Raw genomic sequence first — 19,864 nt, 5'->3', positions numbered from 1 at the left:
GGCTTGCCCGCGATAGCGATCTCACTCTCACCGCAATCTCTCAATCGAGACTGGCACTGACCTTATCCGCCACATCCCCGGGCAACCACGCCCGCCATACCTGCGGATGCGCCTTGAGAAACGCCCGCGCCGCCTCCCGGGGTGGCGTGTGCTTTTCGCTCATCTCCGCCAGGGCCTTGTTCAGCGCCTCGATCGGCAAATCGACCTTGCTGAAGAACTCGGCGATCTGCGGGTACTGCTTCTGGAACGGCGTGGACACGCCAATCGACAGCTTCGAAGCCAGCGAACGCGTGGGGCGTGGGTTGGGGTGCTCGGGATCGGTCAGGGTTTTCCAGGCCTCGGCATCGAACGGCGGCTCTTCCAGCTGGATCAGCTTGAAGCGGCCGAGCAACGGGGTCGGCGACCAGTAGTAGAACAGGACCGGCTGGCCGCGACGGATCGATGAAGTGATCTCGGCGTCCAGCGCCGCGCCGGAACCGCTGCGGAAATTCACATAGCTGTCGGTCAGGCCATAGGCCTTGAGCTTCTGCTTGTTCACCACTTCCGAGGTCCAGCCGATGGGGCTGTTGAGAAAACGCCCCTTGCCCGGGCTTTCCGGGTCCTTGAACACATCCTTGTAGCGCGCAAGGTCCGTGACGCTGCGCAGGCCCGGCGCCAGTGGCTTGATGCCCTTGGCCGGGTCGCCCTTGACCACATATTCCGGCACCCACCAGCCTTCGGTCGCGCCCTTAACCGTGTCGCCCAGGGCCGCTACCTTGCCCTCGGCCTCGGCTTTGACCCACACCGGGCTGCGTCCGGCCCACTCTTCGCCGATGACCTGGATATCGTTGTTGGCCAGCGCGGTTTCCAGGGTGATGGTGGTGCCCGGCAAGGTGTCGGTCGGCAGGTCGTAACCCTTCTCGACGATGGTGCGCAGGATATCGGTGATCAGGCTGCCGCTTTCCCAGTTCAGGTCGGCGAAGTGAATCGGCGCCGGTGCCGCCCAAGCGCCGGCGGGCGCCAGCAAAATACCCAGGCCGAGCAGCGCGCCGCCCAGCAGTGTCCGCAGTCCTTTCATGCCTGTGCCCCTTGTGCCGTTCACAGCGTTGCAGGATGGTCTCGCGGTTTGGCACCGCAAGCCTCTGACTAATTGAGTCATCTGACTGTAGTAGAGGTTCCTGCTTTCGAGGGGGACTTCAGTCTGCGCCCTGCTCCTGCAGGCGCTGCAACTCACGGCGCACCATGCTGGCGTATGCCGCAGGCTTCAGGACATACAGCTGCGAAGCCACCCAGGCCAGCCAGGCGCCTTGCAACACGGCTTTCTGTTCGAACAGGCGCTGGGCCTCGGCGCGGGCGCGCGCAAGATGCTGCTGATGGAATTCGGCGCGGCTCACTCGCTGGCCTTGAAGCTCACCAGTTCACCCTTGCGCCACTTGGCGGCCTTACCGGTCACGGCTTTCAGGGTCTTGGTCAGGCCTTCCTGCAACTGCTGGTTGGCGGCGAACACCGTCACTACGCTGTGGCCTTCCTTGAACAAGATGGCGTGGCCGTCGGCGGTGCTGACAAAGGCGTATTCGCCCAGGCCGTAGACGGTCAGCTTGATCTCGCGAAAACGGATTTCGAACTTGCCGCCTTCACGGCTGGGCAGGACCGCCGCGCGGAAATGATCGCCGACCTTGAGTTCCAGGCGCGGCTTGTCATCCACGACCAGCGCTGTCTCGGTGTCGATTTCGGCGACGTAAATGCCTTCCGGCGTCTGTTCGGTGATGTAGACGAAACGTGACTGGAACTGTTTGACCAACTTTGCGCGCAAATCGCCCAGGACGAACAACGCGTGCATATCAAGATTACTGACTGCCAAGGAAAGATCCCCGAAACTGAAAATGACTCTGCCCGCGTAAACGACGGACAGCAGAAAAAGGCGGCCGAACCGGCGCCGTGACTCCACATGAAAACAATCCGAAAAAGCACCACTCGCCAACGCGTAGGCGCAAACACCGGTGCGCCCCTCCCCAGGACAACCGGAAGGACTACCGGACCGTTTGGCCCGCATCAAGCGCAGAAGAAGTGGTTCCGACCCGCCGAGAAAGCTGCGCACTCACTGTCGATCGGAAAACCTCACGATCCTTTCGTCACCCTTAATGGGACGGGAGTGCTGCAGGTAAACATCAATCTCTGACTGCCGGGGCAATTCTAGAGCAACTTTATGTATTCAGAGCAACCCATGCGTGAGCAAATCGCTGAAAAAACCTCTTTTATCCTGCCGGTCAGCCACTTGCGTGACTTAACTCAGCCATCGACGGGCAACAACTGCCATACTGCCGCGACCTTGAAGCCAGCCACCGGCCAGGCTTCACCAGCATATTTTCCAGGGGAAAGTCGGACGTGACGGAATTCGATATAGGCGAGTTTTTCATTCATGGCGAAGCCCGGGACGTCGAGGGCGAGTTCCAGGCCGTGATCGTGATGCGCGCCAAGCCACCGCTGCGCACCGTGCGCTACCACCAGGTGGAAAAGGACCGTTGGTTCAAGACTGCGGAACTGGCCGAAGCTGCCGCCAAGGACGCCGCCCGCGCCCTCAAGCAGGCCGTCGACCAGGGCGCCCTGAACCTCTGAGCCCAGGGTAAAGGATTGCCGCGCCCGACCGACATATTGGCGAGCCTTCCTGTAAAGAGCGCCATGATGATCGACCTCAACCCACCTGCCCGCCTCCCGTCCCTGGCCGAGTTCGCCCTGCCAGGCGCGGCGGGCAGCGAAAGCCCGGCGAGCGATCCGTTTGACCTGCGCACCGCGATCACCCGGGCGACCAACGCTGCTCCCGACGGCGTGCTCGAAGCGAAAAAGAAACGCATCAGGCTGCTGCGCAAACAGATCGAGCAATTGCAGCAACGGCTGCGCAAGGCCAACGAGCGCCTGGCGATGGTGCAAAGCGCCGCCCGGCATCGCGCCACCGACGCGCACATGCAGGCCTTGTCCGCCGCCCGGGCCCAGGCGCAGGCCGCCAGCAGCGCCTTGTCGATGGCCCAGGTGGCACTGTTCCAGGCCGAAAGCGCGGTGATCGGCAGCGAGGTCTGAAGGCGCGGATGCCTGCGCCCTCAGGCCGAACGACTGAACAGCGGGTGTCCGGCCTTGTCCCGCGCCAGCTGAGCCAGCCAGGACGCCTGGCATTCCACGGCTTCCTCCCGGCTGGCGAACGGCGCGCCGCGGCGCTCGCCATTGACCAGCACGACCCAGCACACATTCAGCCCGACCGCGCGAAAGGTGGCCGGTACACCGCTACCAATCATCACTGCGACATCGACTTTGCTTTGCATGAGGACTTCTCCTGACAACTAGTTAGCTAGCTAACAATGTCGCCATACTAATGAGTTCCCATACTGGGAAAAAGCCATCTCTTGCACAGCTTCGTTGCAGGGCCGGTAACAATGACCGGCCCGCTCGGGCTCAGCCGCGCACGGCCTCGACAGCCTGCTCCGGTTTGTAGCCCAGGCGCAGGCCGCCCCAATGCCGGCCCTTGACCCTGATCGGCACCGACAGGTCGTGCATCAGTTCGCCGGTATCGCGGGTGTAGGTTTGCAGCAACAGCGGCTGCTGGTGGCTGCCGCAGCGGATGCCGGTGCGGTCCTCGAACTTGCGCTTGGTGCGGTTGTGCAGGGTATCCAGCTGCGGGTCGCCGGTCAGCGGCTGCGAGAACACCTGGTTGTGGGTCGGCACGTAGCCCTGGGGCGTGCAGGCGATGGCGAACACCAGGCCTTCGTGACGCGCCAGCAACGGCTCCTGGATCGCCGGCAGCACCTGATCGGCGTAGCGGTCGAAGCGGGTCTGGTATTTCACCGGCTGGGTATTGGCGATCGGCTGGTAGCTGCGGTCGAACAGGTCGTCGAGGCTGATGCGGCTGGCGTCCAGGTCCGCCTCGAACTGCTCGGCGATGCGTCGGGCGCCTTCCTGGGCCAGGTCGTAGATGCGCTGGTGATAGTCGTCCAGGCCGACTGCCGCCAGGCGCTCGCTGATGATCTCCGCCTGCCCTTCCATCTGCACCGCCGCCTCGGCCAGGCTCCGGGTCTGCTGGTCGCTCACCGCCAGGTCGCCGCGCACCTGCTCCACGGCATGGAACAGGCTGTCCAGTTGCTGGCGATTGGTCTCGGCGCCGCGGGCGATCTCGCCGACCTGGCTTTCCACCCCCGCCGACAGCCGGGCGATGTTCTGCAAATGCTGGCCGGTGGACTCGACCTGCTCCACCCCGGTGTTCAGGTCGCTGGACAGCTGGCGGATCTGCTCCACCACCTGGGCGGTGCGCTGCTGGATATCGCCGACCATCACCCCGACCTCGTCGGTGGCGGTGGCCGTGCGCCCGGCCAGGCCACGCACCTCATCGGCCACCACGGCGAACCCGCGCCCGTGCTCCCCGGCCCGCGCCGCCTCGATGGCGGCATTCAGCGCCAGCAGGTTGGTCTGGCTGGCGATCGACTGGATCACCAGCGCCACCCGCTGGATGTCTTCGCTGCGCTGGCTCAAGGCCTCGATCAGTTCACGGCTGTCGTTGGCGCTTTGGCTGAGGCGGTGCATGCGGGTGATCGACTCGCCCAGCACCACGCTGCCTTCGGCGCTGCTGCGATGGGCTTCGCTGGCGGCGCTCAGGGCCTGCTGGCTGAGCTGCGCGGCCAGTTGCTCGGTGTGGATCATCGCCTCGGCGCTGCTGACGATGCGCGCCGCCGAGTCCAGTTGCGACTGCACCCGCCCGGCCAGTTGCCGGACCGAATAGGCCACGCCGGCGGCCGACAGTGCGTTATGGCTGGTGCTGTAGGACAGGTCGCGAGTCAGCGCGGCGATCTCGCCGTTGTCGACGCTGCTCGCCGGCGCTGCGGCCTTGGGCCTGGCCAGGCGCGGCAGCCAGACGATCAGCAGCATCAGCGGCACGGCAAGGTAGAAGGAAAGCAGCCCTTGGGACAGGGCATACAACACCAGCAGCAAGGCGCCGCTTTGCAGGGCTGGACCCCACCAGCGCCGGGTGGCTTGGGCTGTTGGCAGCGGTTGCGCAGTGGCAGCCGACAAAGATCCGTCTTGCGTCATCTGGATTACCCCACGTTTTTCTAATTATTTGCTCTGCATTGAACGCCACTAAAAAGCCATTATCCATGGTCCATTAGTCGCAGGTTTGCAGCAGATCAATAGAAATGCGCGAGGGGCTTTCAGGGCGCCCACAAACGACTCGCGGGCAAGCCTGCCAGCCCAGGTGCAGTGGCGACCTTGGGGTGGGGCTTGCCCGCGAGGGGAGAAGTCTTGGCGATCAGGCCTGACGCTGGTGCTTGTCGATCTGCTCGTGACGTTCCTGAGCTTCGATGCAGTACTTGGTGGTCGGGCTGATCAGCAGGCGTTTCAGGCCGATCGGCTCGCCGCTGTCGTCGCACCAGCCGAAGCTGTCGTCGCCGATACGGCCCAGGGCCTGCTCCAGCTGCGGCAGCATGCGCTGGTCGCGGTCGATAGCGTTGACCAGCCAGGTCCGCTCTTCCTCTACGGAAGCCGCGTCGGCAGGGTCGGCCGGGGTGTCCAGGCTCTCAATGGCGATTCGGTTCTGTTCGATGCGCTCGTGGGTTTCGACCTTCATGGCCTGCAACAGCTCAGTGAAAAAAGCCAGCTGCTCGGCGTTCATGTAGTCATCCGCCGGCATGGCCAGCAACTTTTCCTTTGTCATTGATTTCTCTATAAAAAATACGTGCATTAAGGCGAATTAAAGCTGTTTTCCGTGCCCCCTTTCGGGGCATCGGAAAGGCGCCATACATTCCAAGCGCCACCCGGCACTCAATTTACGAGGGGCGGCAGTCTAAGGCCCGTTTGAGGCCTCAGCAACTGAAATGACATCGAATTTGTCCGACAAGCCCTGAAAGCCCGCCAGGGCTGGCTTTGGCGGCGGTTATCGGAGTGCGTTTATAACAAGAAATTCCATCGGCCGGGGTCTTTTAGAAGACAAACGGCAACGGCAGGCCCGAAAAAGGCCTGCCGCTGCCGTGGTGCAAGGCTTCTGTAGGAGCGAGGCTTGCCCGCGATAATCGTCAATACGCCGCGGTGCATCAGATGCTAAGCGTTATCGTTGAAGTCCATCGCGAGCAAGCTTCGCTCCTACAGAAGCACAGGGCTCAGCGCTTGAGCTTGCGCTTGTTGCGGTACTGGTCGATGACCACCGCCACCACGATGATCAGGCCCTTGATGATATCCTGGATGTAGGCATCGACACCGACGAAGGTGAAACCGCTGGCCATCACCCCGAGGATCAGCGCGCCGATCACGGTGCCGGTGATGCGCCCCACGCCGCCGGCCAGGCTGGTGCCGCCGATCACCGCGGCGGCGATGGCGTCCAGCTCGTAGGACATGCCCATGCCCGCCTGCCCGGTCGCCGCCCGCGCCGAGGCCACCACCCCGGCCAGCCCCGCCAGCAGCCCGGCGATGCTGTAGACGATCACCAGGTGGCGCTTGACGTTGATCCCCGAGGTCCGCGCCGCCTGCATGTTGCCGCCGATGGCGTAGGTGTACTTGCCGTACTTGGTGTAGCGCAGGGCGATATGGAAGATCACCGCCACCACCAGGAAGATGATCACCGGCATCGCACCGTGGCCGATGGCCGTGTAGGAATCCGAGAGCATGCTGATCGGCTGGCCCTCAGTGTAGTAACGCGCCAGGCCGCGCGCCGAGACCATCATGCCGAGGGTGGCGATAAAGGGCGGGATCCCGGTGATGGCGATGATGCTGCCGTTGATCGCCCCCGCCAGCAGCCCTACCCCCAGCCCGGCCACCACCGGGATCCACACCGGCAGGTCGGTCAGCGACGGGAACACCGCGCGGGTGAAGTCCGAGGTCTGCGCCAGGCTGGCGGCAATCATTGCCGACAGCGCCAGCACCGAGCCGGACGACAGGTCGATGCCGGTGGTGATGATCACCTGGGTCACGCCGATGGCCAGCAGGCCGATGATCGACACCTGCAGGATCATCAGCACCAGGCGCTGGGAGTTCATCAGGAAGCTCTGGTCGCGCACGATCCAGCCGAACAGTTCGAACACCAGGCCGATGCCGATCAGCACCAGGAAGATGCTCAGTTCGGTGGGCAGGCGCCGGCGCGTTCTGGCTGGCGCCGCCGCGGGTTTGTTTTCCAGTATCGCGTTCATAAGCCTTCACCTTCTTCTTGTATGGCCGGCGGCGAACACAGCTCGCCGATGGCCTTGATACGTTTGCCGGCTAGTGGACCAGGGACATCCCGGAAGCCAGTTGCATGACCTTCTCCTGGGTCGCTTCGCCGCGGTCGAGGGTGCCCATCAGCTCGCCCTCGTGCATGACCATCACCCGATCGCTCATGCCCAGCACTTCCGGCAGCTCCGAAGAAATCATGATCACCGCCATGCCCTCACCGGCGAGGTAGGCGATCAGCCGGTAGATCTCGGCCTTGGCGCCGACGTCGATGCCGCGGGTCGGTTCGTCGAGGATCAGCACCCGCGGGTTGGTCATCAGCCAGCGGGCGAGTAAGGCCTTCTGCTGGTTGCCGCCGGACAGGGTGTCGATGCACTGCTCCAGGGACGGGGTCTTGACCCGCAGCTTCTTGCACATGTCCTCGCACAGGGCGCGCAGGGCCTTCTGCTGGATGAAGCCGTTGCCGGCGTAGTGCGGCAGCACCGCCATCTCCATGTTTTCCAGGACCGACAGGCAGGGGAACAGGCCGCTGAGCTTGCGGTCCTCGGTCAGCAGGGCAAAACCCTTTTCGATGGCCATGTGCGGGTCGCTGATGCGCACCGGCTGGCCGTCGAGGCGGATCTCGCCGCCGTCGCTGGGGGTGATGCCGAAAATCGTCTCGGCCACGTTGGTGCGGCCCGAGCCCATCAGCCCGGCGATGCCGAGAATCTCCCCGGCGTGCAGGTCGAAGGACACGCCCTCGAACACCCCGTCCAGGCGCAGGTCGCGCACCGACATCAGCAGCTCGCCGATGGGCTTCTCGCGCACCGGGAACAACTGGCTGAGTTCGCGGCCGACCATCATCGAGATCAGGCTGTCGCCGTCCATGCTGTCGGCCCGTTGCAGGCCGATGTAGGCGCCGTCGCGGAACACCGCCACTTCATCGGCGATGGCGAACACTTCGTTCATCTTGTGGGTGATATAGATGATGCCCTTACCCTGGGCTTTGAGGTCGGCGATGATCGAGAACAGGTGCGCCACCTCTTTCTCGGTAATGGCCGAAGTCGGTTCGTCCATGATCAGGATGTCGGAGTCGTAGGACACCGCCTTGGCGATCTCGACCATCTGCCGCTCGGCGATGCTCAGGTTGCCCACCTGTTCCTCGGGGTCGAGGTTGATGCGCAGGCGTTCCAGCAACAGCGCGGTGCAGCGGTGCATCTCGCGGTGATCGATCATATGCAGGCCGTTGAGCTGCTCGCGGCCGATCCAGATGTTCTCGGCAATGCTCATGTGCGGCATCAGGTTGAGTTCCTGGTGGATCATCGCGATCCCCGCCTGCAAGGCCGCCAGCGGCGTCTCGAAATTCACCCGCTGGCCCTTGAGCCGCAGCTCGCCGGCGTCCGGCTGGTAGATCCCGGCGATGATTTTCATCAGGGTCGACTTGCCCGCGCCGTTCTCCCCCATCAGCGCCAGCACCGTGCCGGGGCGCACCCGCAGCTGCACATCGGACAGGGCGACAACCCCGGGAAAGCCCTTGCTGACGTTGATGACTTCCAGCAGGTAGGGCTCTTGCCCGGACTGGGCGGCGGGCGGCACGGCCGCCGCCGGGATGCTCGAAGCAGTCGCTGAAGCGAACATGATCAGGTACTCCATCCGCGGGGCAGCTGGGCCACCCCGCCGGCTTATTGTTGTGATGGAACGGGCGAGCTTTTTTGAACCCGTTTTTTAAAGCGGGCCTATTTGAACTGGGCGACGTTTTCCGGGGTGATCAGGCGATAAGGCACCCACACCGCCTGTTCCACCGGCTCGTGCCTGGCCATCTTCACCGCGGTGTCGATCGAGCCGTCGGCCTGGCCCTTGGCGTCCTGGAACACCGAGACCGCCAGGTCGCCCTTCTGCACCGCGCGCAGGCCATCGGGCGTGCCGTCGACCCCGGCGATCAGCACACTGCCCTTCTCCACCCCGGCCTGTTTCAGCGCCATGGCGGCGCCGATGGCCATCTCATCGTTGTTGGCCACCACCGCGTCGAACTTGCGGCCCTGGGTCAGCCAGTCGTTGACCAGGGTCATGGCCTTGTCCCGCAGCCAGATCCCGGTCTGTTCCTGCTCGACCTTGATCCCCGGGTACTTGGCCAGCACTTCCTTGACGCCCTTGGTGCGGTTGGTGGTGGAGTTGTTCGCCAGGTCGCCCAGCAGGATCACCACCTCACCCTTGCCGCCCATTTTGTCGGCCAGGTACTGCATCTGCATCTGCCCGGCCTCCAGGTCGTTGGAGGCCACGGTGACCACGCCCTTGGGCAGGTTCAGGTCGTCCGGACGGCGGTTGACGTAGACCAGAGGAATCCCGGCCTTGACCGCCGCCTCGGTGATCTTGCGGGTCGCCGCGGTGTCCACCGGGTTGACCACGATGGCGTCGACCTTCTGGCTGATAAAACTTTCCACCTGGCTCAGTTGCTTGACCACGTCGGCACGGGCGTCCTCGAACTGCAGGGTGACGCCGTCCGGCAGGGACTTGGCTTTCTGGTCCATGGATTCGCGCAGGTAGGTCAGCCAGGTGTCGTCGAACTGCGACATGCTCACGCCGATCTTCAGGTCGGCGAACGCCGAGCCGCTACCCAGCAACAGGGACAGGGCGAGCGTGGCAAAACGGGTCTTGGTCTTCATGAAAGGTCTTTCTCCACATTCTTGTAGGTTTTATGGATAAGGCGCAGAAACCACTCAGTGAGGCAGACGCACGATCGGCGCGCCGGGCATGCAGCACACCAGCGCGCCCTTGCGTTCGACGCAAAGCAGGCGGACCAGGGGCTGGAAGACGGAGGCAGGCCGGGGTGTTTGACGAGACAGCGGACGGCGGCGCACTAATGCGCGACGAAGCAGGTGCAAAGCGGAACTGAAGGTTTTCATCGACGGTACCTGTTGTTTTTGTTGGCGGGTTCCACTCGGCTCAAGGCGGGCTTGAGGTCGGTGCGAGAACCCTGCTAGTCGGCAACCTGGAAACGACTTTATTGGAAAATAATTTCTATATCAACTCATTTTAGAATTTTATTCCAAATTCATTCTGCAGCCGGAAATCGGCCATTTCCACCACCTGGCGCTGGCGCCAGCTCAGGCGCGCGGCGTCCAGTACGCGGGTGGTGGCCAGGGCCTCGGCCGGCGTCACCGGCAGCGGCCCCTGCCCTTGCAGCGCCGCCTGCCAGCGTTTATAGAACTGCAACCAGTCGCCCCGCTCGGAGGCTATCCGCTCGCGAATCTCGCCCTGCTCGAACCAGCCCCAGCGCCGGTGTTCCTCGACGCCCCAGCGCTCGCCCTCGGTTTGTGGCGACAGGCCGGCGACCAGCGCCTGCTCCTGGCCATCCAGGCCCTCGACCGTATAACTGCCGGCCGAACCGCTGACCCGGAAGCGCGGCCCCTGGCAGTTCTGCAGACAACTACCGGACAAATGTGAAACCACGCCATTGGCATGGCTCAGGGCGAGGAAAAAACCGTAGTCGCAGGTCGGCGCCTGGGCGGCGTACTGCAACTCGGCGTAGACCCGGGTCACCGGGCCGAACAGCTGCAAGGCCTGGTCCACCAGATGGCTGCCAAGATCGCGCAGGAACCCGCCGCCGCTGGCATTGCCCACGGCCTGCGGCACATAGCGCTCGACCCGCGACTCGAAGCGGCTGACGCTGCCCAGGGTGCCGCTGTCGATCAGCTTGCGCAGGGTGAGGAAGTCCGAGTCCCAGCGCCGGTTCATGTACAGGCTCAGCGGCACCCGGCGGGTTGCAGCGGCGTCGATCAGCGCCCGCGCCTGTTCCACGTCGCTGGCGAAGGGCTTGTCGCTGACCACCGGGACACCGCGCTCGATGGCTTCCAGCACCAACGCCGCGCGGCCCTCCAGCGGGGTGGAAATCACCAGCCCGTCGACCCCGGCCGCGACCAGTTGCTCGATGCTGTCGAAGGCCCGCACCCCGGGATGCTCCGCCGCCAGCAGTTGCCGGCGCTCGGCCGAGCGGGTGACCACCCCGACAAAAGTCGCGCCGGGCAGGCTGGCAATCAGCGGTGCGTGAAAATGTCGGCCGCCATGGCCGTAACCCACCAATCCAATGCGCATCGCAAAGCCCTCCTTATATAGAACCCGTTGTACTGCTGTAGCCGCTGGCGCAGCCTGCGATCGACCACGCGGTAACGGTAATCAACTCGCCCTTGTAGGAGCGAAGCTTGCTCGCGATGGAGGTCAACGATGACGCGTATTTCCTGACGAAACGCAGCATCTTCAGGTTCATCGCGAGCAATCGAGCGTCGACCGGCTGCTCCTACAAACGGCGGTACGTAGAAATGCCGGCCGCTCCCCATTCGATCCGCATGATCCGACCACAGGGGTCGCTTCAGCGGCACAGTTCGCTGCTGACCCGCTCCAGCATCATCCGGTTGGATTCGTCCGGGCGGTCTTCCCAGGCGAACACCGAGACCGTGGCGATGCCATCGAACTGGATCTCGCGCAAGGTATCGAAGAACGCCGTCCAGTCCACTTCGCCCTGGCCGATGTCCAGGTGCTGGTGCACGGTGGCGGTGACGCCCGGCGGGTTGACGATATAGCGCAGGCTCGACGACGCCTTGTGGTTGTAGGTGTCGGCGATGATCAGGTGGCTGAGCTTGCTGCCCGCGTACTTGAGCATCGAGGCGATATCGCCCTTGCCGTCGTCGTAGAAGAAGGTGTGCGGCGCCGCGTACAGGTAGTTGATCCAGTCCCGGTCCAAGCCGCGGATGATGTCCACCGACTCGTTGTTGCGCTCGCAGAAATCATAGGGATGGGCCTGGATATCCAGCTTGATGCCCTCGCGCTCGAACTCCGGGATCAATTCGTCCATGGAGCGCATGAACTGGTTCTCGCACACCAGCGGGTTGTCCGACTGGCCGGTGAACTCGGTGTTGACCAGCTCGCAGTCCATTTCCACGGCGATCTGGATCGCCCGCTTCCAGTTGCGCACCGCCGCCACGCGCAAGCCTTCGTCGGCGGCGGCCCAGTGGTACATCGGCAACAAGGACGAGAGTTGCACGCCGCTGTCGCTCAGGGCCTTGCGAAACGCCTTGATCCGCGCCCGGTCGACCCGGGGCGCCTTGTAGAACGGCAGGAAATCCTCGCGGGGCGACAGCTCGATGTATTGATACCCCAGCTCGGCAGCCTTGTCGGTCATCTGGCCCAGCGGCAGGTGGCGGTACATGTAGGGGTCCAGTGCAATGCGCATTTTAGTGTTCTCCCCAAATCTGAAGTAGTGACCTGTAGCCGCTGCCGCAGGCTGCGATAAGGCCGAAGGCCTTCAGCGATCTTGAGGCCTTGCGCGCCCTTCGGTCGCGATCGCAGCCTTCGGCAGCGGCTACAAAGTTGCTGCCTACCCTGTAGGAGCGAAGCTTGCTCGCGATGGACGTTAACGATGACGCGTATTTTCTGGATAAACGCGGCGCTCTCAGGTTCATCGCGGGCAATCGAGCGTCGACCGGCTGCTCCTACAAAATCAGCATTCAGCCGTAGAACGCCGGGCGCGGCGGTTGCGCGACCTTGACGATCTGCCCGCTGTTCTGCGCCTCGATGCAGGCATCGGCGGCCACCGCCGCGGCATAGCCGTCCCAGGCTGAAGGACCGCCCACCTGCCCGGCCCGCACGCCGTCGATAAAGGCCTGCAGCTCGACGTCATAGGCGGCGATAAAGCGGTCCTTCCAGTCCATCAGGATCGCGTTGGACAGCTTGGCCTCGCTGCGCAACTGCACCTGGGACGGCTCCGGCAATTTGGCGATGCCGGTCTCGCCCACCACTTCGCACTGGATGTCATAGCCGTACTGGCAGTTGACGAAGACCTCGACGTCGATGCGCGTGCCCTTGGCGGTTTCCAGCAGCACCACCTGCGGGTCGCGCAGGTGCGCCAACGCCTTGCTCGACTTGCGCGGGAACACCACCTGCACCGACACGTAGTCGTCGGCCAGCAGCCAGCGCAGCACGTCCAGCTCATGGATCAGGGTGTCGGTGATCGCCATGTCGGTCTTGTAGTTCTCGCCGACCCGCGGGTTGCGGTGGGCGCAGTGCAGCATCAGCGGCTCGCCGATCTGGCCGCTGTCGATCACCGCCTTCAGCGCGCGGTAGCCGGTATCGTAGGGGCGCATGAAGCCCACCTGGACCAGGCGCTTGCCGTGGGCCATTTCGGCCTCGACGATCTTGCGGCAGCCGGCGGCGGTCACTGCCAGCGGCTTCTCGCAGAACACCGGCTTGCCGGCGGCGATGGCCGCCAGCACGAACTCTTCATGGCTCGGCCCCCAGGAGGTGACCAGCACCGCCTCGACCTCCGGCGCCTTGATCAGCGCGTGGCCATCGGGATACACCTCGGCGGCGATCTTCAGCTCGGCCACCACCTTCGCCGCCTGCTCCAGGTTGATATCGGTGACCGCCACCACCTGGCTGCCCAGCAGGGTCTGGCTGCAACGACGGATATGGTCCTGGCCGATGGCCCCGGTACCGATGACGCCCAGTTTCAAAGACATGGTGCTACTCCTGTTGTTGTTCGTTCGAGAGCAATCAGTACTGCCGGGCCTTGGCCAGGCGTTCGTTGAGTTGTCTGGCCACCGCATCGGTACGGGCGCTGGTGGACACCTGCGCCACCCCGACCCGCCACCAGGACAGGTACTTGTGGATCATGGTCTTGGGCAGGACCTTGATATCGATCAGGGTCGACACGCTCTGGGTCCGCGCATCGGCCAGGGCCGCCTGCAGCTCCTCGACCGTCCTCACCTTGTAGGTCTTGCAGCCATAGGCCGCCGCGCTCATGGCGAAATCCACCGGCACGAAGGCACCGTCGAGCTTGCCGGTTTCCGGGTTGCGGAAGCGGAACTCGGTGCCGAAGCTGTCCATGCCGTGTTCCATCTGCAGGTTGTTGATGCAGCCGAAGGTCATGTTGTCCAGCAGCACCACGTTGATCTTGCGCCGCTCCTGGATCGAGGTGGCCAGCTCCGAATGCAGCATCAGGTAGGAGCCGTCGCCCACCAGGGCGTAGACCTCGCGCTGGGGCTCGGCGAGCTTGACCCCCAGGGCCGCGTTGACCTCGTAGCCCATGCAGGAATAGCCGTACTCGACGTGGTAGGTGTTGACCCCCTTGCTGCGCCAGCTGCGTTGCAGGTCGCCGGGCAGGCTGCCGGCGGCGGCGACGATCACCGCGTCGTCGGCCAGGGTCTGGTTGAGCACCCCCAGCACCCGGCTCTGGGTCAGGCAGGAGCCGGTCAGTTCGATGAATTCGCGCAGCACCGCCGGGTCCATGTGGTCGTTGATCTCCGGGACAAAACCTTCGGCGTGGTATTCGACCTGGTAGACCCGGTCCACCTCCGCGTCCAGCTGCGCCCGCGCCTGGCCGATCTGGTCGCCCCAGGCAGCCTGGTAGTCGCTGCGCGCCAGGGCCGCGGCCAACCCGTCCAGGCCTTCCCGGGCATCCGCCAGCAGTTGCACGCCGTCGAGTTTCAGGGCATCGCAGGGGCTGATATTGAGGTTGAGAAACTGCGCATCGGCGCGGAACAGCGACTTCGACGCGGTGGTGAAATCGCTGTAGCGGGTACCGATGCCAATGATCAGGTCCGCCTCTTTAGCCAGCAGGTTGGCCGCCAGGCAACCGGTCTCGCCGATGCCGCCGAGGTTCAGCGGATGGCTGGAAACCACCGCGCTCTTGCCGGCCTGGGTCTCGGCGAAGGGAATGCCGAAGCGCTCGGCAAAGGCTTGCAGCGCTTCGTTGGCCCCGGAGTATTTGACCCCGCCGCCGCAGATGATCAGCGGCTTGCGCTTGCCGGCAAAGGCCGCCACAGCATCCTCGAGCATGGCCGCGGTGGCTGGCCGGCGTTCGATGCGGTGCACGCGTTTTTGCAGGAAGTAATCCGGGTAATCGTAGGCCTCGGCCTGCACATCCTGGGGCAAGGCCAGGGTCACCGCGCCGGTTTCCGCCGGGTCGGTGAGCACGCGCATGGCGTGGATCGCCGCGGTCATCAGTTGCTCGGGACGGTTGATGCGGTCCCAGTATTTGCTCACGGCCTTGAAGGCATCGTTGGTGCTGATGCTCAGATCGTGGAACTGCTCGATCTGTTGCAGCACCGGGTCGGGCTGACGGCTGGCGTAGACATCGCCGGGCAGCAGCAACAAAGGAATGCGGTTGGCGGTGGCGGTCGCCGCGGCGGTCAGCATGTTCGCCGCGCCCGGGCCCACCGACGAGGTGCAGGCGTAGATCTTGCGCCGCAGGTGCTGCTTGGCGAAGCCGATGGCCGCATGAGCCATGCCCTGCTCGTTGCGGCCCTGATGCACCACCAGTTCGCCGCTGTCCTGCTCCAGGGCCTGGCCCAGGCCGAGCACGTTGCCGTGGCCGAAGATGGTGAAGATCCCGGCGACGAACTTGCTCTGCACCCCATCGATCTCGACGTACTGGTTGTCGAGGAATTTCACCAGGGCCTGGGCCATGGTCAGTCGTGTCGTAGTCATGTCTGCACCTTCAATAGATACGCTGAACCCTGTAGGAGCGAGCTTGCTCGCGATGGATTCAGACGCACCGCGTTTCTACAGGCATATCGCGTCATCGTTAGCGTCCATCGCGAGCAAGCTCGCTCCTACAGTGGGGGAATGCATCAGGCCAGGGCGTGCTTGAGGTGGTCGATGCTCGCGCCGATCGCCCGCTGGATATCCGCCAGCCCATGCACGCTGTCGGCAAACGGCTCGAACGACAGGTGGCCGCTGTAGCCACTGGCAAGCAGAGCCTCGATCTGCGCCGCGTTGCCGAGGATGTCGCCCTCGCCCACCAGCACCCGGTGCCCGTCGCGGATGCTCGCCAGCGGCGCCTCGCGATCCTCGACCCCGGAGATATGCACCAGCCCGGTCAGCTCGGGGAAGAACTCCTGCTCCCCGGCCAGATGATGGTGAAAGGTGTCGTGCACCAGGCGGAACACATCCAGCCCGCCGATGGCGCGGATCGCCTCCACCGCCGTGCGCTTACGGCGCAGGGAGCATTCCTCGAAGCCCAGGGGTTCGATAAAACCGAGAATCCCGTGCTCGCGCAGGATCGGCGCCAGCTCAGTCAAGGCAGTGCGCAAACCGGCGCTGCGCTCGGCCTCGTTGCGGGTGTCGGCGCGGTCGTTCAGCGGGCACATCACCAGACCGCGGGCGCCGCAGTCGCGGGCATAGGCGGCGAGCTTCAGGGCCTGGGCGCGACGCTCGTCGTTCCAGACATCGAAGGGGTACAGCGCGTTGATCGACAGCACCTGGATGCCGTGGGCCGCGCACAACTGGCGCACCTGTTGCGGCGGCGTGCCGTCTTCGATCTCCACGCCCGCAAGGTCATTGCGGATCTCGATGGCATCGGCTTTCAGGGTCACCGCCAGCTCGATGAACGCCGGCAGGCTCAAACGTGGGGCAACCATACGATTCAGGGCGAAACGCAGGGGCTGGCTCATTATTCTTGTTCTCCAGAGCAACGGGTTGAAGGGTTTTACTTGGCGGTCGGCATGCTGAACTCGGGGCCCTTGGCGATGCTGTCCGGCCAGCGCTGCATCACACTCTTGTAGCGGCTGTAGAAACGCAGGCCTTCCTCGCCGTAGGCGTGGTGATCACCGAACAGCGAGCGCTTCCAGCCGCCGAAGGAATGCCAGGCCATGGGCACCGGAATCGGCACGTTGATGCCGACCATGCCGACCTTGATGTTGCGGGCGAAGGCCCGGGCCACGCCGCCGTCACTGGTGAAGCAGGACACGCCGTTGCCGAATTCATGGGCGTTGATCAACGCCACCGCACTGGCGAAATCCGCCACCCGGACGATGCCCAGCACCGGGCCGAAGATTTCTTCCTGGTAGATGCTCATCTCCGTGGTCACGCCATCGAACAGGGTGGCGCCGACAAAAAAGCCCTGCTCCGCGCCCGGCACCTTGAAGCCGCGGCCGTCCACCAGCAGTTGCGCGCCCTGGGCCACGCCCTGGTCGATGAAACCTTCGACCTTGGCCTTGTGCTCGGCGGTCACCAGCGGCCCCATGTCACTGTCGCCCTGCATGCCGTTGCCGATCTTCAACTGGTCGATGCGCGGCCGCAGTTTCTCGATCAGCCGGTCGCCGACATCGCCCACCGCCACGGCGATGGAGATCGCCATGCAGCGCTCGCCGGCCGAACCGTAGGCCGCGCCGATCAGCGCGTCGGCGGCCTGGTCGAGGTCGGCATCGGGCATCACGATCATATGGTTCTTCGCCCCGCCCAGGGCTTGCACGCGCTTGCCGCGAGACGTGGCCTGCCGGTGGATGTACTCGGCGATCGGTGTCGAACCAACAAAGGAAATCGCTTCGATGTCCGGGTGCTGCAACAGCCCGTCCACCGCCGCCTTGTCGCCCTGGACCACATTGAACACGCCATCGGGCAGCCCGGCTTGCGTCAGCAGGCGGGCCATCAGCAGGCTGGCGGACGGGTCGCGCTCGGACGGCTTGAGGATGAAGCAGTTACCGCTGACCAGGGCCAGCGGGATCATCCACAGCGGCACCATCACCGGGAAATTGAACGGGGTGACCCCGGCGCACACGCCCAGGGGCTGGCGCAGGTTCCAGTTGTCGATGCCGCCGCCGATGTTGTCGCTGAAGTCGGTTTTCAGCAGGCTCGGCGCGCCACAGGCGAACTCGACGATCTCGATGCCGCGGGTCACTTCGCCGCGGGCGTCGGACAGCACCTTGCCGTGCTCGCGGGTGATGATCTCTGCCAGTTCGTTGTGGTGTTGGTCCAGCAGTTCCTTGAACTTGAACATCACCCGCGAACGGCGCAGCGCCGACTGCTCGGACCAGGCCGGGAAGGCCTTCATCGCCGAAGCAACGGCGTCGTCCACCGTCTTCTGGCTGGCCAGGGCGACCCGGGCCTGCACGCGGCCGGTGGCCGGGTTGAATACGTTGGCGAAGCGCTCGCCGCTGCCTTGCACCTGACCGTCGATGTAATGGCCGATTACCGGGGCGTCACTCATTGTTCTTGTTCTCCATTCGAAGGTTGGAAATCACAGATCCAGCAGCCAGCTGTGCTGCGGATCGTTGTGGAACTGCCAGACCCGCTTGGGACCGGCCATGACGTTCAGGTAATAGGACTCGTAGCCATAGGGCACGCTGACCGGGTGGTAACCCTTGGGCACCACCACCAGGTCGCCGTGCTCCACGGCCATGGCCTCGTCGAGGCTGCGGTCGTCGGTGTAGACCCGCTGGAACACGAAGCCCTGGGGCGGGTTGACCTGGTGGTAATAGGTCTCCTCGAGAAAGCTCTGGTGCGGCAGGTCGTCGGTGTCGTGCTTGTGCGGCGGGTAGCTGGAGGAATGCCCGGACGGCGTGCGCACTTCCACCACCAGCAGCGAATGGGCCGGCTCGCTGTCCGGCAGGATGTCGCAGACATAGCGGGTGTTGGCGCCCTTGCCGCGCACGCTGCGCTTCATGCTTTCGGGACGGATCAGCCGGGGGCCGAGACTGTTGCTGGTAGCGCCGGGAGCGGCGCAGACGGCAATCTGCACATCGCTCAGGGCTGTGACCTGGGCCTGGCTGCCGGGTGGCAGGTAGACGGCGAAGGGCGATTTGTCCTCGAACACCGATTGCCGGTCGCCGAGGTTGTCCCAGCCGAAGGCGCCCTGCCCCGGCGCCTCGCCCTGGATGCCGATGCGTCCGCTGAGCAGTACCAGGCACAGTTCTTTATCACCGGCACTGAGGGGCAGGCTTTCACCGAGGCTCAGGCGGTAGGCGGCAAAACCGACGTACTGCAATCGGCCCTCAGTCAACTGCACCATGGTCCGGCCCTTGGCCGCGCTTTTTACCAGCAGGCTCATGGGGCAGTCCTCTCATCGAGCAACGCGCGCAGGGTGTCGTAGCCCTTCTTCGCATAGACATAACTGGGCGCCACCGCCGGGTCCTGCTCGGCCTCCACCACCAGCCAGCCCTGGTAATCGGCGGTCAGCAACTCATCCAGCAGCGCGGCGAAATCGATGTCGCCATCCCCCGGCACGGTGAAGGTGCCGTTGATGATGCAGTCGGGGAAACTCCACAGGTTGTTGCGCGCCAGCTGCACCACCGGCTTGCGCACATCCTTGAAGTGCACGTGGCAGATGCGCCCGATGTGCTTGCGCAGCACCTCCAGCGGTTCGCCGCCGCCCATGTAGCAGTGGCCCGAATCGAACAGCAGGCCGACTTCGCTGCCGGTCAGGCTCATCAACTTATCGATGTCCGCCGGCGATTCGACGTAGGCGCCCATATGGTGGTGGTACGCCAGGCGCACGCCCTGGGACAGGGTGAAACGCGCCAGCTCGGTGAGCTTGTCGGCGTATTCCTGCCAGGCCTGTTCGCTGTGAAAACGCGGCCGCTCCACCAGGGCAATGCGCTGGCCCTGGATCGAGTCGGCGACCTCGCCGTAGACCAGCACCCTGGCGCCGTTCTGCGCCAGCAGCTGGACATGGCTGGCGATGGCGTCGATCTCCTCGGCCACCGAGCGCCGGGCCAGGCGGCTGGAATACCAGCCCGAAACCAGCGCCAGGTCATACGGGCGCAGCACATCGCCGACGCCCTTGGCATCCTTGGGGAACTTGCCGTTGAGCTCGAAACCTTCGTAGCCGATTGCCTTGCCCTCGCTCAGCGCCGTGCTCAAAGGCGTTTCGCCGCCGAGGGACGGCAGGTCGTCGTTGCTCCAGGAAATCGGGTTGATGCCAATTCGGATTGCGGGCATGGCTGCACCTTTTATTGTT

20 protein-coding genes are annotated in these 19,864 nt (G+C 64.3%); 2 read left to right on the top strand and 18 right to left on the bottom strand.

What is annotated here, in order from left to right:
• Nucleotides 1-40 precede the first annotated feature (40 nt).
• The 3 genes from PVZ80_RS15325 to PVZ80_RS15315 all read right to left on the bottom strand — a co-directional run bounded on the left by PVZ80_RS15325 (nucleotide 41) and on the right by PVZ80_RS15315 (nucleotide 1,819).
• The gene (locus tag PVZ80_RS15325; protein WP_063429943.1) at nucleotides 41-1,057 is read right to left on the bottom strand and encodes an ABC transporter substrate-binding protein; all 1,017 of its coding nucleotides are present in this window, start codon (nucleotides 1,055-1,057) and stop codon (nucleotides 41-43) included.
• 118 nt (nucleotides 1,058-1,175) lie between these two features.
• The gene (locus PVZ80_RS15320) at nucleotides 1,176-1,373 is read right to left on the bottom strand and encodes a hypothetical protein (protein WP_009048479.1); all 198 of its coding nucleotides are present in this window, start codon (nucleotides 1,371-1,373) and stop codon (nucleotides 1,176-1,178) included.
• On the bottom strand, nucleotides 1,370-1,819 hold the full coding sequence (locus PVZ80_RS15315; RefSeq protein ID WP_031286381.1) for a hypothetical protein: 450 nt from the start codon (nucleotides 1,817-1,819) through the stop codon (nucleotides 1,370-1,372). The genes PVZ80_RS15320 and PVZ80_RS15315 overlap by 4 nt, the downstream gene beginning before the upstream one ends.
• 545 nt (nucleotides 1,820-2,364) lie before the next feature.
• Between PVZ80_RS15315 and PVZ80_RS15310 the strand changes: the two genes are divergently transcribed.
• Both PVZ80_RS15310 and PVZ80_RS15305 read left to right on the top strand, forming a co-directional pair.
• The gene (locus PVZ80_RS15310) at nucleotides 2,365-2,595 is read left to right on the top strand and encodes a hypothetical protein (protein ID WP_016701793.1); all 231 of its coding nucleotides are present in this window, start codon (nucleotides 2,365-2,367) and stop codon (nucleotides 2,593-2,595) included.
• Nucleotides 2,596-2,661: 66 nt separating this feature from the next.
• Complete coding sequence (locus PVZ80_RS15305) at nucleotides 2,662-3,054, top strand: hypothetical protein (protein ID WP_016701792.1); 393 nt, start codon at nucleotides 2,662-2,664, stop codon at nucleotides 3,052-3,054.
• A gap of 20 nt (nucleotides 3,055-3,074) precedes the next feature.
• Here the strand turns inward: PVZ80_RS15305 and PVZ80_RS15300 are convergent, their stop codons facing one another.
• The 15 genes from PVZ80_RS15300 to iolE form a co-directional block, all read right to left on the bottom strand.
• Nucleotides 3,075-3,293: a hypothetical protein gene (locus tag PVZ80_RS15300; protein ID WP_009048476.1), complete on the bottom strand. Its 219-nt coding sequence runs from the start codon at nucleotides 3,291-3,293 to the stop codon at nucleotides 3,075-3,077.
• 130 nt (nucleotides 3,294-3,423) lie between these two features.
• Nucleotides 3,424-4,662, bottom strand: coding sequence for a methyl-accepting chemotaxis protein (locus tag PVZ80_RS15295; RefSeq protein ID WP_443201012.1), 1,239 nt, complete (start codon nucleotides 4,660-4,662; stop codon nucleotides 3,424-3,426).
• Nucleotides 4,663-5,266: 604 nt separating this feature from the next.
• Nucleotides 5,267-5,671 carry a TraR/DksA family transcriptional regulator gene (locus PVZ80_RS15290; protein ID WP_007923643.1) on the bottom strand — a complete coding sequence of 135 codons (405 nt, stop codon included), beginning with the start codon at nucleotides 5,669-5,671 and terminating at the stop codon, nucleotides 5,267-5,269.
• Between the two features lie 442 nt (nucleotides 5,672-6,113).
• Nucleotides 6,114-7,136: an ABC transporter permease gene (locus tag PVZ80_RS15285; protein WP_007923642.1), complete on the bottom strand. Its 1,023-nt coding sequence runs from the start codon at nucleotides 7,134-7,136 to the stop codon at nucleotides 6,114-6,116.
• 70 nt (nucleotides 7,137-7,206) lie between these two features.
• A complete protein-coding gene (locus tag PVZ80_RS15280; RefSeq protein WP_009048474.1) occupies nucleotides 7,207-8,772 on the bottom strand; it encodes a sugar ABC transporter ATP-binding protein in 1,566 nt (521 codons plus the stop codon).
• Between the two features lie 98 nt (nucleotides 8,773-8,870).
• Nucleotides 8,871-9,797: a sugar ABC transporter substrate-binding protein gene (locus PVZ80_RS15275; RefSeq protein WP_009048473.1), complete on the bottom strand. Its 927-nt coding sequence runs from the start codon at nucleotides 9,795-9,797 to the stop codon at nucleotides 8,871-8,873.
• A gap of 54 nt (nucleotides 9,798-9,851) precedes the next feature.
• On the bottom strand, nucleotides 9,852-10,037 hold the full coding sequence (locus tag PVZ80_RS15270) for a hypothetical protein (RefSeq protein WP_273864153.1): 186 nt from the start codon (nucleotides 10,035-10,037) through the stop codon (nucleotides 9,852-9,854).
• Between the two features lie 130 nt (nucleotides 10,038-10,167).
• Nucleotides 10,168-11,226 carry a Gfo/Idh/MocA family protein gene (locus tag PVZ80_RS15265; protein WP_009048471.1) on the bottom strand — a complete coding sequence of 353 codons (1,059 nt, stop codon included), beginning with the start codon at nucleotides 11,224-11,226 and terminating at the stop codon, nucleotides 10,168-10,170.
• A 274-nt stretch (nucleotides 11,227-11,500) separates the two neighbouring features.
• Nucleotides 11,501-12,361, bottom strand: a complete 861-nt coding sequence (locus tag PVZ80_RS15260; protein ID WP_016701788.1) for a sugar phosphate isomerase/epimerase family protein — start codon at nucleotides 12,359-12,361, stop codon at nucleotides 11,501-11,503.
• Nucleotides 12,362-12,635: 274 nt separating this feature from the next.
• Nucleotides 12,636-13,646, bottom strand: a complete 1,011-nt coding sequence (locus PVZ80_RS15255) for a Gfo/Idh/MocA family protein (RefSeq protein WP_028682671.1) — start codon at nucleotides 13,644-13,646, stop codon at nucleotides 12,636-12,638.
• Between the two features lie 34 nt (nucleotides 13,647-13,680).
• On the bottom strand, nucleotides 13,681-15,615 hold the full coding sequence (gene iolD / locus PVZ80_RS15250) for a 3D-(3,5/4)-trihydroxycyclohexane-1,2-dione acylhydrolase (decyclizing) (RefSeq protein ID WP_273864152.1): 1,935 nt from the start codon (nucleotides 15,613-15,615) through the stop codon (nucleotides 13,681-13,683).
• Between the two features lie 143 nt (nucleotides 15,616-15,758).
• Nucleotides 15,759-16,580: a TIM barrel protein gene (locus PVZ80_RS15245; RefSeq protein WP_124354877.1), complete on the bottom strand. Its 822-nt coding sequence runs from the start codon at nucleotides 16,578-16,580 to the stop codon at nucleotides 15,759-15,761.
• Nucleotides 16,581-16,615: 35 nt separating this feature from the next.
• Complete coding sequence (locus PVZ80_RS15240) at nucleotides 16,616-18,115, bottom strand: CoA-acylating methylmalonate-semialdehyde dehydrogenase (protein WP_273864151.1); 1,500 nt, start codon at nucleotides 18,113-18,115, stop codon at nucleotides 16,616-16,618.
• A gap of 30 nt (nucleotides 18,116-18,145) precedes the next feature.
• The gene (gene iolB / locus PVZ80_RS15235; RefSeq protein ID WP_273864150.1) at nucleotides 18,146-18,955 is read right to left on the bottom strand and encodes a 5-deoxy-glucuronate isomerase; all 810 of its coding nucleotides are present in this window, start codon (nucleotides 18,953-18,955) and stop codon (nucleotides 18,146-18,148) included.
• A complete protein-coding gene (gene iolE, locus PVZ80_RS15230) occupies nucleotides 18,952-19,845 on the bottom strand; it encodes a myo-inosose-2 dehydratase (protein WP_273864149.1) in 894 nt (297 codons plus the stop codon). Before iolE ends, iolB begins: the two co-directional genes overlap by 4 nt.
• Between the last annotated feature and the right edge of the window lie 19 nt (nucleotides 19,846-19,864).

It is taken from the genome of Pseudomonas sp. B3G-3, from assembly GCF_028640915.1.
Lineage (GTDB): Bacteria > Pseudomonadota > Gammaproteobacteria > Pseudomonadales > Pseudomonadaceae > Aquipseudomonas > Aquipseudomonas chlororaphis_I.
This window is presented reverse-complemented; position numbering and strand designations above follow the sequence as displayed.